General features: G+C 48.2%; 12 protein-coding genes. 2 read left to right on the top strand and 10 right to left on the bottom strand.

Features of this window, described 5'->3' with window-relative positions; translation table 11 throughout:
• From C8N47_RS09535 to C8N47_RS09525, 3 genes are all read right to left on the bottom strand, one after another.
• Nucleotides 1–1,656 carry a S8 family serine peptidase gene (locus C8N47_RS09535; protein ID WP_107822321.1) on the bottom strand — a complete coding sequence of 552 codons (1,656 nt, stop codon included), beginning with the start codon at nt 1,654–1,656 and terminating at the stop codon, nt 1–3.
• A 4-nt stretch (nt 1,657–1,660) separates the two neighbouring features.
• Nucleotides 1,661–2,467 (bottom strand): toxin-antitoxin system YwqK family antitoxin, encoded by an 807-nt coding sequence (locus tag C8N47_RS09530; protein WP_170111354.1) that lies wholly within the window; start codon nt 2,465–2,467, stop codon nt 1,661–1,663.
• Between the two features lie 277 nt (nt 2,468–2,744).
• A complete protein-coding gene (locus C8N47_RS09525) occupies nt 2,745–4,952 on the bottom strand; it encodes a bifunctional alpha,alpha-trehalose-phosphate synthase (UDP-forming)/trehalose-phosphatase (RefSeq protein ID WP_107822413.1) in 2,208 nt (735 codons plus the stop codon).
• Nucleotides 4,953–5,248: 296 nt separating this feature from the next.
• On the opposite strand from C8N47_RS09525, the gene C8N47_RS09520 reads away from it, so the two are divergent.
• Entirely contained in the window at nt 5,249–7,057 is a 1,809-nt protein-coding gene (locus tag C8N47_RS09520; protein ID WP_107822319.1) for a glycoside hydrolase family 15 protein, read from the top strand.
• Nucleotides 7,058–7,124: 67 nt separating this feature from the next.
• Here C8N47_RS09520 and C8N47_RS09515 read toward each other — a convergent pair whose 3' ends face one another.
• Together C8N47_RS09515 and C8N47_RS09510 are read right to left on the bottom strand one after the other, a co-directional pair.
• Nucleotides 7,125–7,826 (bottom strand): peroxiredoxin, encoded by a 702-nt coding sequence (locus tag C8N47_RS09515; protein WP_107822318.1) that lies wholly within the window; start codon nt 7,824–7,826, stop codon nt 7,125–7,127.
• A gap of 158 nt (nt 7,827–7,984) precedes the next feature.
• Entirely contained in the window at nt 7,985–8,449 is a 465-nt protein-coding gene (locus C8N47_RS09510) for a Dps family protein (protein WP_107822317.1), read from the bottom strand.
• A 108-nt stretch (nt 8,450–8,557) separates the two neighbouring features.
• On the opposite strand from C8N47_RS09510, the gene C8N47_RS09505 reads away from it, so the two are divergent.
• Nucleotides 8,558–9,505 carry a LysR family transcriptional regulator gene (locus C8N47_RS09505; RefSeq protein WP_107822316.1) on the top strand — a complete coding sequence of 316 codons (948 nt, stop codon included), beginning with the start codon at nt 8,558–8,560 and terminating at the stop codon, nt 9,503–9,505.
• Nucleotides 9,506–9,562: 57 nt separating this feature from the next.
• On the opposite strand, the gene C8N47_RS09500 is transcribed toward C8N47_RS09505, so the two are convergent.
• The 5 genes from C8N47_RS09500 to C8N47_RS09480 are packed head-to-tail and all read right to left on the bottom strand — an operon-like array spanning nt 9,563 to nt 14,917.
• A complete protein-coding gene (locus C8N47_RS09500) occupies nt 9,563–10,765 on the bottom strand; it encodes an ABC transporter permease (RefSeq protein WP_170111353.1) in 1,203 nt (400 codons plus the stop codon).
• The gene (locus C8N47_RS09495) at nt 10,749–11,918 is read right to left on the bottom strand and encodes an ABC transporter permease (RefSeq protein ID WP_107822314.1); all 1,170 of its coding nucleotides are present in this window, start codon (nt 11,916–11,918) and stop codon (nt 10,749–10,751) included. The genes C8N47_RS09500 and C8N47_RS09495 overlap by 17 nt, the downstream gene beginning before the upstream one ends.
• A gap of 11 nt (nt 11,919–11,929) precedes the next feature.
• Nucleotides 11,930–12,919, bottom strand: coding sequence for an HlyD family secretion protein (locus tag C8N47_RS09490; RefSeq protein ID WP_107822412.1), 990 nt, complete (start codon nt 12,917–12,919; stop codon nt 11,930–11,932).
• Between the two features lie 34 nt (nt 12,920–12,953).
• The gene (locus C8N47_RS09485; RefSeq protein ID WP_107822313.1) at nt 12,954–14,312 is read right to left on the bottom strand and encodes a TolC family protein; all 1,359 of its coding nucleotides are present in this window, start codon (nt 14,310–14,312) and stop codon (nt 12,954–12,956) included.
• Nucleotides 14,313–14,335: 23 nt separating this feature from the next.
• The gene (locus C8N47_RS09480) at nt 14,336–14,917 is read right to left on the bottom strand and encodes a TetR/AcrR family transcriptional regulator (protein ID WP_107822312.1); all 582 of its coding nucleotides are present in this window, start codon (nt 14,915–14,917) and stop codon (nt 14,336–14,338) included.
• Between the last annotated feature and the right edge of the window lie 480 nt (nt 14,918–15,397).

Genomic DNA, 15,397 nt, shown 5'->3' with positions numbered 1-15,397 from the left:
TTACGGGTTATTCTTAACCACTTTCAGGCTTACTTGTTCGTTCCCGCTCCGGAGGTGGACAAGATACAAACCGGCAGGCAAACTGCCCAGATAAATAGAAAAAACAGTTTGAGTTGAATAAATTTTCTGCCTCCGGATGGTTACTCCCGACAGATTCGTCAGTTTAAGCTCGATGTTTTTGGCCCGTAAAGAGCTTTCCGGTTCCAGATAAAGCCAATCGACAACCGGATTGGGATACAGCTTCCAGCCCGACTGTGCCGATAATTCATTGGCGACAGCCAGCGCACCTTGTTTGAGAAGCTGGTCGGCCAGCTCAAAATCGGGAATCCCATATCCCAGCAACGTGTCGGGCGCCAAATACTGACTGGCACTTTGCTCGATAGCCGTCTTTAGCTGCCTTGCCGTTACATCGGGATTGGCCTGCCACAAGCAAGCTGCCAGCCCGGCAACCAGGGGCGAAGCGAAGGAAGTGCCATTCCGTCGTCCAATTGTTCCGTCGGGAGTTACAAGGACTGTTTGCACCCCCAGAGCCGACACATTGGGTTTAACATCGCCATCGGTAGCGGGCCCCAGCGAGCTAAACGATGCCCACTCGCCCTTTCGGTCAACAGCCCCCACGCTCAATACTCCATCGCCATCCGATGGAGCAACAAGGTAGCGCCAGCTGTTGTTGGCTTCATTTCCGGCGCTTGCACAAACCAGCATCCCTTTATTAGCGGCCATATTGGCCGCTCGGCTAACCCAGGTTGTTGCCCCGTCCATATCGTCATAGTCGTAATTGGTGGTGGTATCGTTAAACTGAAAATACCCCAACGACGAGTTTATCATGTCGGCCCCCAGCGAATCGGCATATTCGGCAGCTGCCAGCCAATAATCCTCTTCGATGAGATATTCGGAGGCAGCATCTTCGGTTCGGAACAGGTAATAGGAAGCTCCGGGCGCTGCACCAACCAGCTCGCCCGGCAGATTAGCCGCCATCGTTGATAAAACGCTCATGCCATGATAGTGTCCGGCAAAGACATCGCTGCCGGGCTCCACAAAATCACGCGTGCCCAGCAACCGGCTATCGGCCAGCAAGGCTGCAAAAGCATCCAATTCATTCACCTTCAAAAAACCGGCATCCAACACGGCAATCTGCATACCGCTGCCGGTAAAATTCTGTTGGTGCAAAAACTGACCATTAAGCTGACCGATCTGGTCGGACGAAGAGCCATACTGCACCGAATCAATTGTTGAATCGCCGCGTTCGTCATTCCATTTTAACTGAAGGGATTTGGGGGCCAGTCCAGGTTTGGTTAGCTGAACTTGTTTTACGAAGTCCAAAGCAGCAATTTGGCCGGCCAACAGGGAATCTGCCTGAACGGTGCAGGCATTCAGCCAGCGCGACTGGTAACGAATTACGGCACCCAGGCTTTTCAGGCTATCCCGATAAACCTCCGACACGGGCAGGTCGCTTTCATCGATCGGGATTGCTTGCCTGGCCCGACGCAGCAAGGACCGTTGCGACAAGAACTGCTCAGGCGCATCAACCGAAAATGCTGTGCCCGCTTTATCGGTAAAAGCAACGCGGTAACAATTGACAAGTGGCTGTGCCTGGACAAGGCTCGCGATCAGCAAGCCCAACAAAACAAGCCCTATCCCTGGTTTTGAAAACATCCACTTAGCGAATTTTTTGTTGCATCATATATTGCACCGGATCTTGCATAAACTGCTCCGGATCCATTATTTTATTTCTATTTTCATCCAGCTGCCGGTAGCGAATCTGCTCCACACTGTCCAACACGGCCGGATTTTGCACCTGCCCGTTTTCGTATTCCAGGGAATATTGCAGGCGGCCGTTTTCATCGTAATATGTCCAACAATCCTCCCGCACGCCCGCACGGTAAAAAGCCGCTGTTTCCAACTCACCATTGGGATAAAAAATCTGACAATATCCATCGCGTCGGCCATCGTTCATCTGGCATTCAAAATAAACCGTTCCTGATTTTTGGTACGCCCGGTATACGCCTTCTTCCACGCCGTCAACATAATTTGTTTCAACAAACAACTCGCCCGAGGAGTAATATGTCCGAGCCGTTCCGTTCTTTTTACCATCTACATAATTCTCTTCCGCTACTTTCTGCCTTTTATCGTAATACACCCAGTGCCCTGCTTTTTCGCGCCCCAGATAAAACCCGTCGGCTAGCTTGTTCCCATAGTTATCAAACAAGGTCACGGCAGCCGTATCCGAATCTTCCGCATAGTTGATCCGGGCTTTCAGAACACCATTGGTATGAAAGCGTTTCCACTCACCAACAGGCTTATCATCCTGAAAATACCCTTGATAGAGGAACTTCCCGTTGGGCTGTTTTTTCTCCCAGTATCCTTGTTTTTGGCCATTTTCATCGAGTCGGTTGCCGGCTTCCTGTGCTAGTCCGGGCAACACCATGGCCAGAAATAGCAAGCCAGTGCTGATCATTGTCCGCATAACCATGCTATGCGCATTTATTTTTTGCTTAATCATATTGAACCAAAACTAATGAAAAAACCTTCATGATTCCTGGGAATCACCAACAGGAATGAAAGTTTACTATTTTCGACGATGCTGTTGTCGTTGTTTTCAAAAGTTGTCGGGTTGTCGTTCCACGTCTAATCAAAACCAGTTATTGACATGACGCCTTAGCACCTCTGCGGAGTATGACTTTCACAGAAAAGCGGAGCCTGTGACAGATTCCGCTTTTTTGATTTTCAGGCCGACAAAACAGCTAGTCAATCAACGATTTCAACAGCGTTCTCACTGATTTCACCGACTCAACTTTATAGGCGGCGGCAGTATTTTTCAAGCCAACCTTCACCGTGATAGCCGATTCGGGCAACTCGCGAAACATATATTCATCGGTCCAGTCGTCGCCAATGGCGATAATGTTGTCCACCTGCTGATTGTTCAAAAAGCGCAAGGCAGCCACGCCTTTATTGATGCCGCCGGCTTTAACCTCAATAACTTTATTCCCCTCCATAATCTCGAGGTTGTGGTTGGCCACCATGGTGTGCAGCTCATCCTTCAGCTCATTAGCCCGGAGCTCGCCTTGCTCGGGTTCGGCCTTACGGAAATGCCAAACCAGCGAGTAGTTTTTTTCTTCGATAAAAGTTCCGGGCGTACGGTCGACATACGACTCGAGCAGCGGCCGGATAAGCGGCTTCCAGTTGGCATTCAAATTTTCGATCATTTCCCAGTCGCCCCCAAGCCGGCGAAGCCACACGCCATGTTCGGTAATCAGGTTCACCTGATGATCACCCAGCCAATTCTCGAGCGTATCGCGGTCGCGCCCGCTGATGATGGTTACCATGTTTTTCGGATCATTTTCCAAAGCTGTCAGAATTTCATGCAACTCCTGATCAGGCTTCGCGGCCTGCGGATCGTTTTTAAAGCCCACCAGGGTACCATCGTAATCCAGGAAAATAGCTCTCTTGCGAGCAGCCTTAAAACGCTTCACCAGTTCTTTGCGCACACCGGCCGTGATATTTTTAGCCAGGAAATTCTGCTGTAAGGTCTGTACCTTCTTCAGCGATTCAACAAACTCGGAAGCCCATTTAAACACATCGTAACGGCTAATGCGCTGTTGCAGGGTTGCCATACGCTCGCGTTGTTCCTCCAGGGGCATGTTCAGAGCCTGATGAAGAGCCTCGGCAATTTCGGGTTCGTTGTTGGGGTTGATAATGATTGCCTCGCCCAGCTCTTTGGCAACACCGGCCATTTCGCTGATCACCATAACCCCGGTTTGATTAATTCGCGAGGCGATATATTCTTTAGCCACCAGGTTCATGCCATCGCGCACCGGAGTAACCAAGGCCACATCGCAGGAGCTGTACAGCTCAATCAGATTTTCGAAAGGCAGCGAGCGGTAGAAATACCAGATTGGCGTATAGTTGATACGTCCAAAGCGACCATTAATCCGCCCTACAAGCTCGTCAATTTCGCTTTTCAGAAGCTTGTATTGCTCTACTTCAGCCCGCGAAGGCACAACCAGCATAATCAAGGTAACCCGGTTTCGGTATTCCGGATATTTCTCCAGGAAATACTCGAAAGCACGTATCCGGTTGGGAATTCCCTTGGTATAGTCGAGCCGGTCGATCGAAAGAATGAGCTTTCGGTCGGGAGCCATCAGGAAATACTTCTCCAGCTCCTTATGCAACTCCGACTTCTCCGGCAACGACTTGCGAAACACTTCGCTGGCTTTACCCTTAAATTTGGCATAGTCGATTCCCATCGGGAAGGCATCGCCCAAAACGATCCGGTTTTCCAGATGAATTTGATTGAAAGAAACCTCGTAGCCCAACAAGCGACGTACCGAGCTGAAGAAATGCCGCTCGTAATCGTAGGTATGGAAGCCCAGCAAATCGGCACCCAACATCCCTTCAATTAATTCCTTACGCCAGGGCAAAATGCGAAATACCTCGAATGAGGGGAACGGAATATGCAGGAAAAAACCAATGGTTACATCCGGCAATTTTTCGCGTATCATTTGCGGAACAAGTAAAAGCTGATAGTCGTGCACCCAAATCGTATCGCCCGGGTTGGCCACAGCAACAACCTTGTCGGCAAACTTCCGGTTAACGGCCTGGTACGCCTCCCAATAGTCGGGATTATACTCAATATGTTGTGTGAAATAGTGGAACAGCGGCCATATAACATCGTTGCTGAAACCTTCGTAATAAAGGTTAATTTCCTCGGCCGAGAGATGCACCGCCTGACAACGCTCGTCGGTGAGTTTTTCATCAATTTGAGCAATCTGCTGCGGCTCCAAATCATCGGACGGAATACCGGACCAGCCAATCCACTGTCCTCCAAAATCTTTGTAAATCGACCGCATTCCTGTTGCCAGTCCTCCGACGCTTGGCGTAAAGGAAAAGTGATCGTCATCCTGTTTAATACTAATTGGTAATCGATTGGAAACAATGTGAATTTTATTCATAAGATCCTTTTTTATTTTAATCTTAAACTCTTTTAAAATGAAAAGTCGTCTGTTCTCATTCAACATATCGGCCTGCAAAATGTTGGTAAGCCCGGGTGGCATTTCGATTAAATCCGAAGAAAATAGGAGCTTCGGAGCAGAATAGCTAAATTTGAGAAACCGAAGCTCGCGGTTCATGAAAATAAACCTAATCGCTTGAGCAAATATGCTGAACTTGAGTCACGAATATAGTCAAATTTGACGGGTTAACAAAATACTACCCGCTCTCATTTTCATAACAGGACTAAAAATTGCCTATGGATAATTTAAATTACGGAATTGTGGGAAACTGCCGAAGTGCAGCCCTAGTCTCAGAACAAGGAACAGTTGAATGGCTTTGTTTACCGCAGTTTAACTCCTCGTCAGTCTTTGCCTCGATACTGGATAAAGAACGCGGCGGATTTTTCTCGGTGAAGCCCAAATACCTGGAACGAACCAGCCAACATTACATTCCCAGAACCAACATTTTGGTAACGCGTTTTCACTGCCTGGATGGTGTCTTCGAAATTCATGATTTCATGCCCCGCTACCGCATCGACCGCAATGAAGCCTACTACATTCCGCCCGATTTGGTACGCTATTTTAAACACATTGTCGGCGACCCGGAGATTTATCTGCACTATCATCCGAAACTGGAATACGGCGTTCCCGGAACCAAACACACCATTAAAGAGGAATATTTAAAATCGTCGACAACAAAGGGGCCCTACGACTCGCTCTATCTGTATTCGAGCTTCGACCTCAATCTTTTCGATGGCTCCAAACCGACCCGACTTAAGGAAGATGGATATTGTTTGATCAGCTATAACCAGAAACTGCTGCATCAGGATGTGCGGCGCTCGAGGCTGAAACTGGAACGCACCAAAGTATACTGGCTGAACTGGTCGGAACGCACAACCTTTTACAAACACTTTCAGGAAGAAATTATCCGCAGTGCGCTAACTTTAAAAATGTTGAGCTTCGACAAAAGCGGAGCAATTCTGGCTGCACTAACCACCTCGCTGCCTGAAACCATTGGCGAAGAACGGAACTGGGATTATCGCTTTTGCTGGATTCGTGATGCCTCCATGGTGGTGAAAAACATGACCTCGCTGGGGCATTACCGAATGGCCCGCCATTACCTCGATTTTATCATCGACATTTTACCCGAGAAAGATGAAAAGATGCAGATCATGTACGGCATCAAAGGGGAGAAAAAACTCACCGAGCAAATACTGGGGCACCTCTCGGGCTACGAAAATTCGTACCCCGTGCGTATTGGCAATGCGGCATACCGGCAAAAGCAAAACGACATTTACGGAATCCTGCTGGATGTAGTATATCAACATTTCGAGCTGTACTCAACAAGCCTGGAGCACAGCGAAGAACTTTGGACCATTGTGCGAAACATTGTAAAGGTTGTGAAAGACAACTGGCAAAAGCCCGATCGTGGAATCTGGGAAATCCGTAGCGAGAACAAACATTTCACCTTCAGCAAGGTGCTCTGCTGGGCTGCCATCGACCGGGCCGTAAAAATCGCCCGACTGCTGAAACGCGATGCCTATATTGAAAACTGGAGCAAACTACGCGACAAAATCAAAACCGACATTCACCAAAAAGCCTGGTCGGAAAACAAACGAGCATTCACCCAGGCTTACGGAACCGACGATCTGGATGCATCGGTTTTACTGATGGAGTCGTATGGCTTTATCGACGCCAAAGACCAACGATTTATCGACACGGTAACAGCAATTCAGAAGGACCTGGAGCACAACGGTCTGATGTTCCGCTATAAAAATAAGGATGACTTTGGCACTCCCAAGTCGGCCTTCACCATCTGTTCGTTCTGGCTGATTAAAAGCCTGTATAAAATCGGCCGCAAAAAAGAGGCTATTCAAAAGTTCAAAACCCTGCTGAGCTATTCCAATCACCTGGGATTATTTAGCGAAGATCTGGACTTTGACACCAAACGGATGCTTGGCAACTTTCCGCAAGCCTATTCACACCTGGCCGTTATTGAAACGGCCATCACTATCTCGGATGGCGAGCTTACCGATGACGAATCGATCATGGATGTTATTCATTAAAAAGAAGAGGCTGTTTCCTATTTTAGTTGAAACAGCCTCGTTTTACAGTCCAATACACCAGCTTATTCTAATCTAATATCTCCTCAATCGTAATATAGTCACCTACACGACCTGTCATTTTTTCAACATCGGTATTGACAGGTAATGTTTTCTTGCCTGGTCTCCAACCGGCAGGACAAACTTCACCCGTTTTACTGGCATGTTGCCACGCATGAATCTGACGAAGAAACTCTTTAACATTGCGTCCGACAGAATCAGCCTGAACTTCCTGGGCCACACAAATGCCGTCAGGATTAAACAGGAACCGGCCCCGAAGTGCCACGCCTTCATCTTCAACGTATACTCCGAAAGCCTTACTGACCTCCTGCGTGGTATCTGCCCCCATCATGAGTTTCAGGCCTTTCAGGATTGGCTCCGTTTCGGCAAATCTTTTATGCGAAAATTTTGAATCGACAGATACGGCAAGAATCTCCACTCCCAGTTCCTGAAACTCGTCATAATGAGCATTCATTGCGGCAATCTCCGTAGGACACACAAAGGTAAAATCAGCAGGATAAAAACAAACAACTGCCCATTTGCCCTTGTAGTTGTCACTTGAAACTGTTGTAAAATGTCCTGTTTTTGCGTCATAAGCATCCATTTCAAACTGAGGCATTTCTTGTCTTACCATTGTCGAACTCATCTTTTTTTCCTCCATTTTTAAATTTTCAACTCCATTTTCCGGGTTTCTTTTCTTTTTTATTGGTTTAATACCATTTGCACATGCCATAATCGTAAAATTACATGATTGTTGAATTCAATTTTCAGCTATTAAATTTAACACATTTGTTCATTATAACAAAAATATCAGCCTAAAATTTTCAGTATAAAGGAAAGAGCACTGCGATAAGTTCGATAACCGCCAATCACAGTGCTCCTGAATTGTTATCATGCTAAAAATGTGCGCAACATCCACAGGCGTTTTTCGGTATTGCTAATCAAATCGCTAAACAGGGCGTTGGTTGCCTCGTCGCCACGGTCGGCAGCATTGGCCTGAATTTTATTCATTTGTTGGAGCAAAGCCTGCTGTTGTTCAATCACGTGTTTTACTGCTGTAATTCCGTCGGTAACATCTTTCACTTCGGAGATCGAAGCCGCCGACAGGTAATCCGAAAAGCTGTGCAATGGCTTCCCGCCAATCATCAATATCCGTTCGGCAACTTCGTCAACCACCTCGGCTGCTTCGTTGTAATATTCTTCAAACTTGGCGTGCAGCACAAAGAACATGTTCCCTTTCACATTCCAGTGAAATGCTCTCAGGTTTTGATAATGAATTTGCATATCGGCCAAAAATTGATTCAACTCGTTTACCATGGTTTCGTTTACCGCTTGTGTTTTTACTTGTGTTTTCATCGTTTTGTAATTTTATAAGTTATTAATCTTTTGATTTTTTCGTTGATACAAATCTACAATAGGCTTTATTTATTATTTTTATATCACCATTAATAATACTTATAAAGAATGAATTTCAACCAGTTAAAATATTTCATTGAGCTTGCCCGGGTTCGAAATTTCTCCGAATCGGCCAAGGTGCTGTCCATTAGTCAACCGGCCTTGAGCCTGCAAATCCAAAAACTGGAGGACGAATTTGAGTATAAGTTGCTGGACCGGACCAAGAAGCCGTTGGCCCTAACCGAAGAGGGGGAGCTGTTTTATGAAAAAGCCCTTGAGATTGTTCAGCTGGTGGAGCACCTGGAAAACCTGAACCTGGAAATTGAGGAAAAAATTGAAGGAATCCTGAGGGTTGGCATTATCCCAACACTTTCGCCCTACCTGGTTCCCTTATTTATGGGCAAGCTGAAGAAGACCTACCCGAAACTGGGCATTCATATTGAAGAATTGAAAACCGATGAAATCCTGGATCAGCTTGCGCACAATGAACTGGACCTGGGGCTGATCTCGACACCTGTAAAAGCTTCAAAAATCGGATTTGTGCCGCTGTTCTACGAACACTTCTATGTTTACCTTTCGCCCGACCATCCTTTGTTTGATCAGGACTCCATTGAACTGAAAGCAATTAACATGGATGAATTGTGGTACCTCCACGAGGGCAACTGCTTTCAAAACCAGGTGAACACCGTTTGCGAAATCCGTGACATCCGGCAATCCGAGCTTCCGTTTCAGTATGCCTCCAACTCCATTGAATCGCTTAAACGCATTGTGGAGAGTGAGGGTGGGATGACCTTTATTCCGGAGCTGGCAACCAGCCAAATCGCCGCCGAATATGAGAATATGGTCAAACCGATTGCACAGCCCACGCCCACCCGGGAGATCAGTGCGGCTTACTTACGGACCACGGGGCTTAAACGAACAGCCAAAGCCCTGATTGAACTCTTAAGCAGCTGCATTCCGGCGCGTATGCAGCAGAAACCAGCAACACCTTCAATCGACACCCAAATACGGATATGAGCAAGTGAACCTGCTCCAAGCTTCAGGCTGCGACACCGGAATCAGAAGCCCGAAAAATCAGGCTTCGGGATTTTCTTTCAGCAAGCTCTTCATTGTAAAAACCGACAATACAAAGTATAAAGCACACAAGGCCCAAACATGAAGCCAAAGATCTTTCACTTCGCCCAGGCGGCTACCGGCTTGACTAAGAGCGACAAAACCTTTGGTTGCCGCACTCGATGGAATGATCTGCGACAAGGCCGACAGAAACACCGGAATCTCCCCCACCGGCCATGAAACGCCACAAAGCAGCAACACCGGAATTGAGCTAAAGATAATGGTCATGGCGGCGTCCTCGCGGTGACGGAAAAAACGATTCAGCGTGATCCCCAACAGCGAAATGGCCAACAGGTACGGGAAAATATAGAGATACAAGTCCGCAATATTTCCGCGCTGCGGCATATTGAAAAGGGGCAGGTCCAGACCCACAATCAACGTAAACACAAAAAGGCCAACCGAGGTGTAAGCCAATGCTTTGCCCAACACGATGGCAATCGCATCAAAAATATTGGTCACCGCGGTATGTGCATTGGCAAAGCGCTTGCGTTCGCGAAAAGTCCCTCCCAGCAAACCGATCCCGGTGAGCATGGTGGTTTGGATGATTACCAGAAAAACCGCCGGCATTACAAAGATGGCATAACCGGAATCGGGATTATACAAACCCACCACCGTCGACTGTACAGGTGTAGCGTTCTTCAGCGCCTGATCTTCGGTCAATCCCCGGGCATTAAGTTTTTGAATTTCAATTCCGGCATTCATATAAGCCGTTACCAACGACATGGCTTTATAAACCTGCTTGTAATACAGAATGTATGAGGCATCGGCAAAGACCGACACCGCTGGCTGCGCCTGCCGATTTAAATCGCGGCCAAAATAAGGTGGAATGAGCACAATCCCCCGGGCACGGCCTTGATCGAACAAACGCTCGGCCTCGGTAAGATTCGCCACTACGCAGGAGGCATCAACCTGCTCGGTAGCATCCAGCATCCGGGTAAGCATCCGGCTTTCGGTTGTTTGATCCTGATCGACCACCACCACAGGGAGGCCTGTCAACACCTGGTTTGAATAGATATAGGTGTACACGAAGGATATGACCACCGCAATCAGCAACATGGAAAATACGACCGCCGCGTCCTTAAAAATAAAGCGGTACTCATTCTTAAATGCGTAGCCAAATTTCGAAAAAACCGTCATGTTGTTATTTTTAGTATTCAGGCTCATAGCCATTATTTTTTAACAATTTCGAAAATTTGGGGATTGCCGCCATCCCGACAACGACGAAGGCCAGCAAGGCCAGTAATTGCACGCCCGACGCCCCTAAAGGCAAGCCCTTTATCGCCGTATTGACGTAAGCTTTCAGAAAGTGGCTGTACGGGAAAAGCTGACCGGCCACAACCATCGACTTCGGTATTCCTTCGTAAGGGAAGGTATAGCCCGAAAACGAAAAGGCCAGGGCTGAGAAACCACCGCCATAGGTTAAGGCCGAGCGAAGGTTGCGCGAAAAGGCCACAAAGAAAACCGCCATGGCCTGATAGGCCAGCACCATCAGGGCACTCACCAGCAAAATACAGCCCATTGTTCCCTTTCGCGGGACGCCAATATTGTAAAACAAAAACACATTCATGAACCAGCCCATCAACAAAAACAGGAGTGTATAGGGCAACAGCTTGCCGGCCAGCACAGCCCACACGTTTTGGTTGCCGAGGCGATACAGTTTTTCCGCTCTCCGGCGCTTCATGACCAAACCAAGCACATAGGCCGAAACAACCATGACCACAATCTGGAACATCATAGGCAACATGGCCAGGTTCAGGTAGTAACTATAATTCATGTAGGGGTTGTAAAGAATGTGTTTATCCAGCTTCACGCTTGAAATGTCGGTCATCACCTGTCCGTAAGTTTGTCCTTGCTTTTGTCGTTTATCGAGCTTTACCCCGGCCGAAAAAGTTCCGGCAGTCGACAGAAAAGCGCTTTGAATTAAACCGGCAGGCAAAATATACTGGCTATTCACATAGCAAACCGCCTGCGGGTTTTTGCCCTGATAAATGTTGTTTTCGAAATCGGAGGGGATCAGAATCGTTGCAAAAACGTCGGCCCGCCGAAGGGCGACCTGCGCCTCTGCCTCGTTGGTACAGTGCTGCGTAATGGCCATAATGGGCGAGGCATCCACAAAGCGCAACAATTGGCGGGAAAGCGCTGAATTGTCATAGTCGACCACATTGACCGGCAAATTACGTGGCACCCCCCGATGGAACAGCGCACCGAAGAACACGAAAATTAGTAAAGGTACAGCGAGCACCCAAACCATCAGGCGCGGTGATCGGAAGAACTTCCGCCACTCTGCATAAAATACCCGTGTAAAACCGCTCTTCATCGTTTCGTACTTTATTCGAGAATGGACTGTTCAACCAACACGCTCATGCCGGGGCGAAGGTCTTTGGTTTTGGCGACCGGATAGGCTTTAATCTGAAAGGTGCGACGATCGAAATCGCCCTGGGCGCGCGTGGCTGTCCAGGTCGCGAAATCGGCCAGGGGTGCAATGTTCCGGACCACCAACTGTACTTTTTCATTTCCCAGGGCCGGGATTATTGCCTCAAATTGAGCGCCTTTTCGCAGCTTGTTCATCAAGTCCTCGCGGATGTTCAAAATCACCCACACATCATCCAGGTCTATAATATTGACAATAGGATAGCCCGCATTTACCAACTCTCCGGCTTCGGGAATTACTTCCTGTACTTCGCCGGCTACGGGTGCCAGCACCTGAGCTTCGTTTTTATAACTCTCCACCTCGCTAACAGCCCCCCGAGCCTGTTGAACAAGCGCTTCGGCTGCTTTTTTATCCTCACTCCGGGTACCGTTTTTGGCCATTTCGTAGTTGGCTTTGGCTGCATCGGCCTGCTTACGCAAGGCTACCTTTTGGGTGTAAGCTTCATCGCGTTTTTGTTCGGGCAATACGTTTTCCTGGTACAGGTTCGTCACCCGTTCATAGGTTTTATCAGCCAGTTGCGATGCCGCTTCAGCTTGCTGCCAGAGGTTGTAGGCCGCCGTAATCTGTTCGGTCCGGGCGCCCGACTGCGCCTTCTCCAGCTGGGCCAGGGCAGCATCGTGGGCGGCCTGTGCCTGTTGTAACTTGGCATCAATTGTGGTGGTTTTCATCACCGCCAGCAGCTGCCCCGGAACTACGGCATCGCCTTCTTCGACCTTGAGTTCGAGAATTTTCCCGGGAATTTCAGGAGATACCCGCACTTGCTTGGCTTCAACCTGCCCCTGGATATAGTAAACTTTGGGCTTCAACATAAACCAAAAGGCCAGGGCAAGCACCACCACAACCAAAATGGCAGCAATCAGCATATTCGATTTTTGATTCTTTTTCATATCGTTTTTCATTTTCGTCAATCGTCGTTTTTTTTTATCGGGGAATGTATGTTTCGAATTGATCACTTTGTCCGCAGGTTTCGAGCAAAGCAGCCAGGGTGATATCATATTCATAAAGCGCCTGCACACGTTTCAAACGAATCGCCGAGAGATACAAGTTCGCATCGACCACATCCACCGACTTTCCAAACCCTTCCACAAAAGCTTTTTCGCGAATGCGCAACAGTTCTTCAGCAAATGCAACATCTTTTTCGAGTGCCACAAGCTGCTCGGCATTTTTCTCAAGCGCCTGGTACTGCTTGCGCACCAGAACGCGAATATCCTGCTGTGCCTGTTCTTTCATCAGGCTAATGCTTTGTTTCGTTGCGCTGTACTCGCGGATCTCATTTTTGCGGCTCATCCCGTCGAACAGGGTAAACGAAACGCCAACACCGGCAAACCATTTGGGGACAATTTCGGCCACATTGCCCGACAGCAACTCGTAATTGCCCATCAAAGCCACATCGGGGACATAGGCTGCTTTTTTGGCTTTCAGTCCCTGTTCGGACAACTCCTGCATCAGAAAAAGCTTGTTGATATCGGGATAATACTGAACGGCCAGCCCTTCGTAATCGGCCAGCACCTGAAGTTGCGGGCTGGTAAACAAAGGCGTGGTCAGCTCATCGGGAATCGAATCGACGCCTAGAACCCCCAGAAGCGCTGTCCGTGCCAGGTCGGCATCTTTCCGGGCGGCCATCAACTCGCGCTGAGCATCGGCAAAAGCAGCTTCGGCCTGCATCCGCTCAACGGTTGCTGCCATGCCGTTTTTTTCGAGCTTCCGGGCATCCTCCCAGTGATGCTTGGCCGCATCAACCGCCTGGCCGCGAACCACCACTGCTTCGTTCGCCAACTGCAACTGAAAATAACGGGTGGTCAGGGCCGTTAGCAATCCGTTTTGCTCCTTGGTCACCTCGCTTTGTTTAATCTGGCTCTTGTAATCTGCGGCATTCACTGCGGCATTTATTTTTCCGCCGGTAAAAAGCGGATAATTCAGGTTCATGCTGACCGTCCAAAAGCTTTTCTGTTGCATCACAAAATTCCAATTTCCTAAAACGTCGGCCGACGGCAGCTGTAACAGTTGCGACAGTTGATCGCGCTTTTCATTCAAATCCAGGCCCAGGTCTTCATCCAAGCGAACCGCCATTCCCGTGAGTTTCAAATCAGGTAAGCGCAATGCACCGGCTTGTTTTCGGACGTACTCATCCGATTCCAGCTGTTTATCGAGCGACTGCAACTTCTTATTGTTGCGGATCATCAGGTCCCTGGCCTGGCCGTACGATAACGACTGAGCAACAACCGCCCCGCCGGAGACGATTAGCAGGAACTGAAAAAAGAGAATTACCGAAAGTTTCATATTGAATCGATTTTGTCTTGAACTTATTGCAACGCTTTTAAAATAATTTCTATCTGGTGCTCTGCATCTTCCTGATCAAGCGGTTTAGGTTGAAACACCATTCGCAAGCGAATCATCACAAACTGTAATGTTCCGCCAGTTACCACCGAAAAAAAGTGCTCGGGACTGACTCCTGCCCTGATCTCACCGCTGGCCTGTCCCAAGTCAAGGATCGCCCGGCACAACGCACTGTTTGCTTCTTTTATTTTTTCAGGAATCTCGAAGGAGAAATCATTCAATAGTTTGTGATAAAAACAAATCGCCTCGGGCTCCTGCGCTGCACTCGCAAACACTTTTACTACGAAAGCCCGTATGATACCCGAAACCGTGTTATGCAAGCGGAGCTGCTGCTCAAGCAAATCGTAAATCCCCCCCGACCGCTCCAAAAACAAATCCTCCAGCAACTCCCGCTTACCCTTGTAAAAACGATACAAATAACCGTCGGAAACCTTCGCTTTGCGGGCAATCTGTGCAATCGAAGCTCCCGAAATCCCTTGTTCAACAACAAGCTGTATCGCCGCCTTTTTGATTGCATCCAGTTTCGTTTCATCTGTTGGTCGTGCCATCTTTTTTTCAACCTATCAATTAATGAATGAACATTCAGCCATCAAAAATAATATAAAAAGAAGAAGCTCAAACTAAAAAAACGCCTGGCTGCAAAGGAATCTCCAACAGCGGTAAAGTCGTTGATTTTCGGTTATCTTGTTATCCGGGTTGTCACAAGTTGTCGGGTTGTCGTCCCAAATAGCGCCGAAACTACTTGATGATCCGGCGGCTTGGTGTTACGAAATACCCTCCGTGATTCTCCCATGAATTGAACCAATCCTAACGGATCGATTCAATCCTGGCCCCTCTCTCAAAGCAGGAGCAGGGCGACGTTAAAATCGGCTCACTTTCATCTGGAGAGGTAAAAGGCGCCCCACAAGCTTGCACAATCACGGAGGGATGCAGTTCCGGTAGATGAAGGACATCCGCGTACAAAAGACCGCTGTCATCTGATTTTCCTTCTTTACAAACCATCGGCGAACTAGCCGTGGAACCGAGGA

This window comes from Mangrovibacterium marinum (assembly GCF_003046625.1).
In the GTDB taxonomy this organism is placed as follows: Bacteria; Bacteroidota; Bacteroidia; order Bacteroidales; family Prolixibacteraceae; genus Mangrovibacterium; species Mangrovibacterium marinum.
Note: the sequence above shows the minus strand (reverse complement) of the source record. Positions and strands in the feature narration are given on the sequence as shown.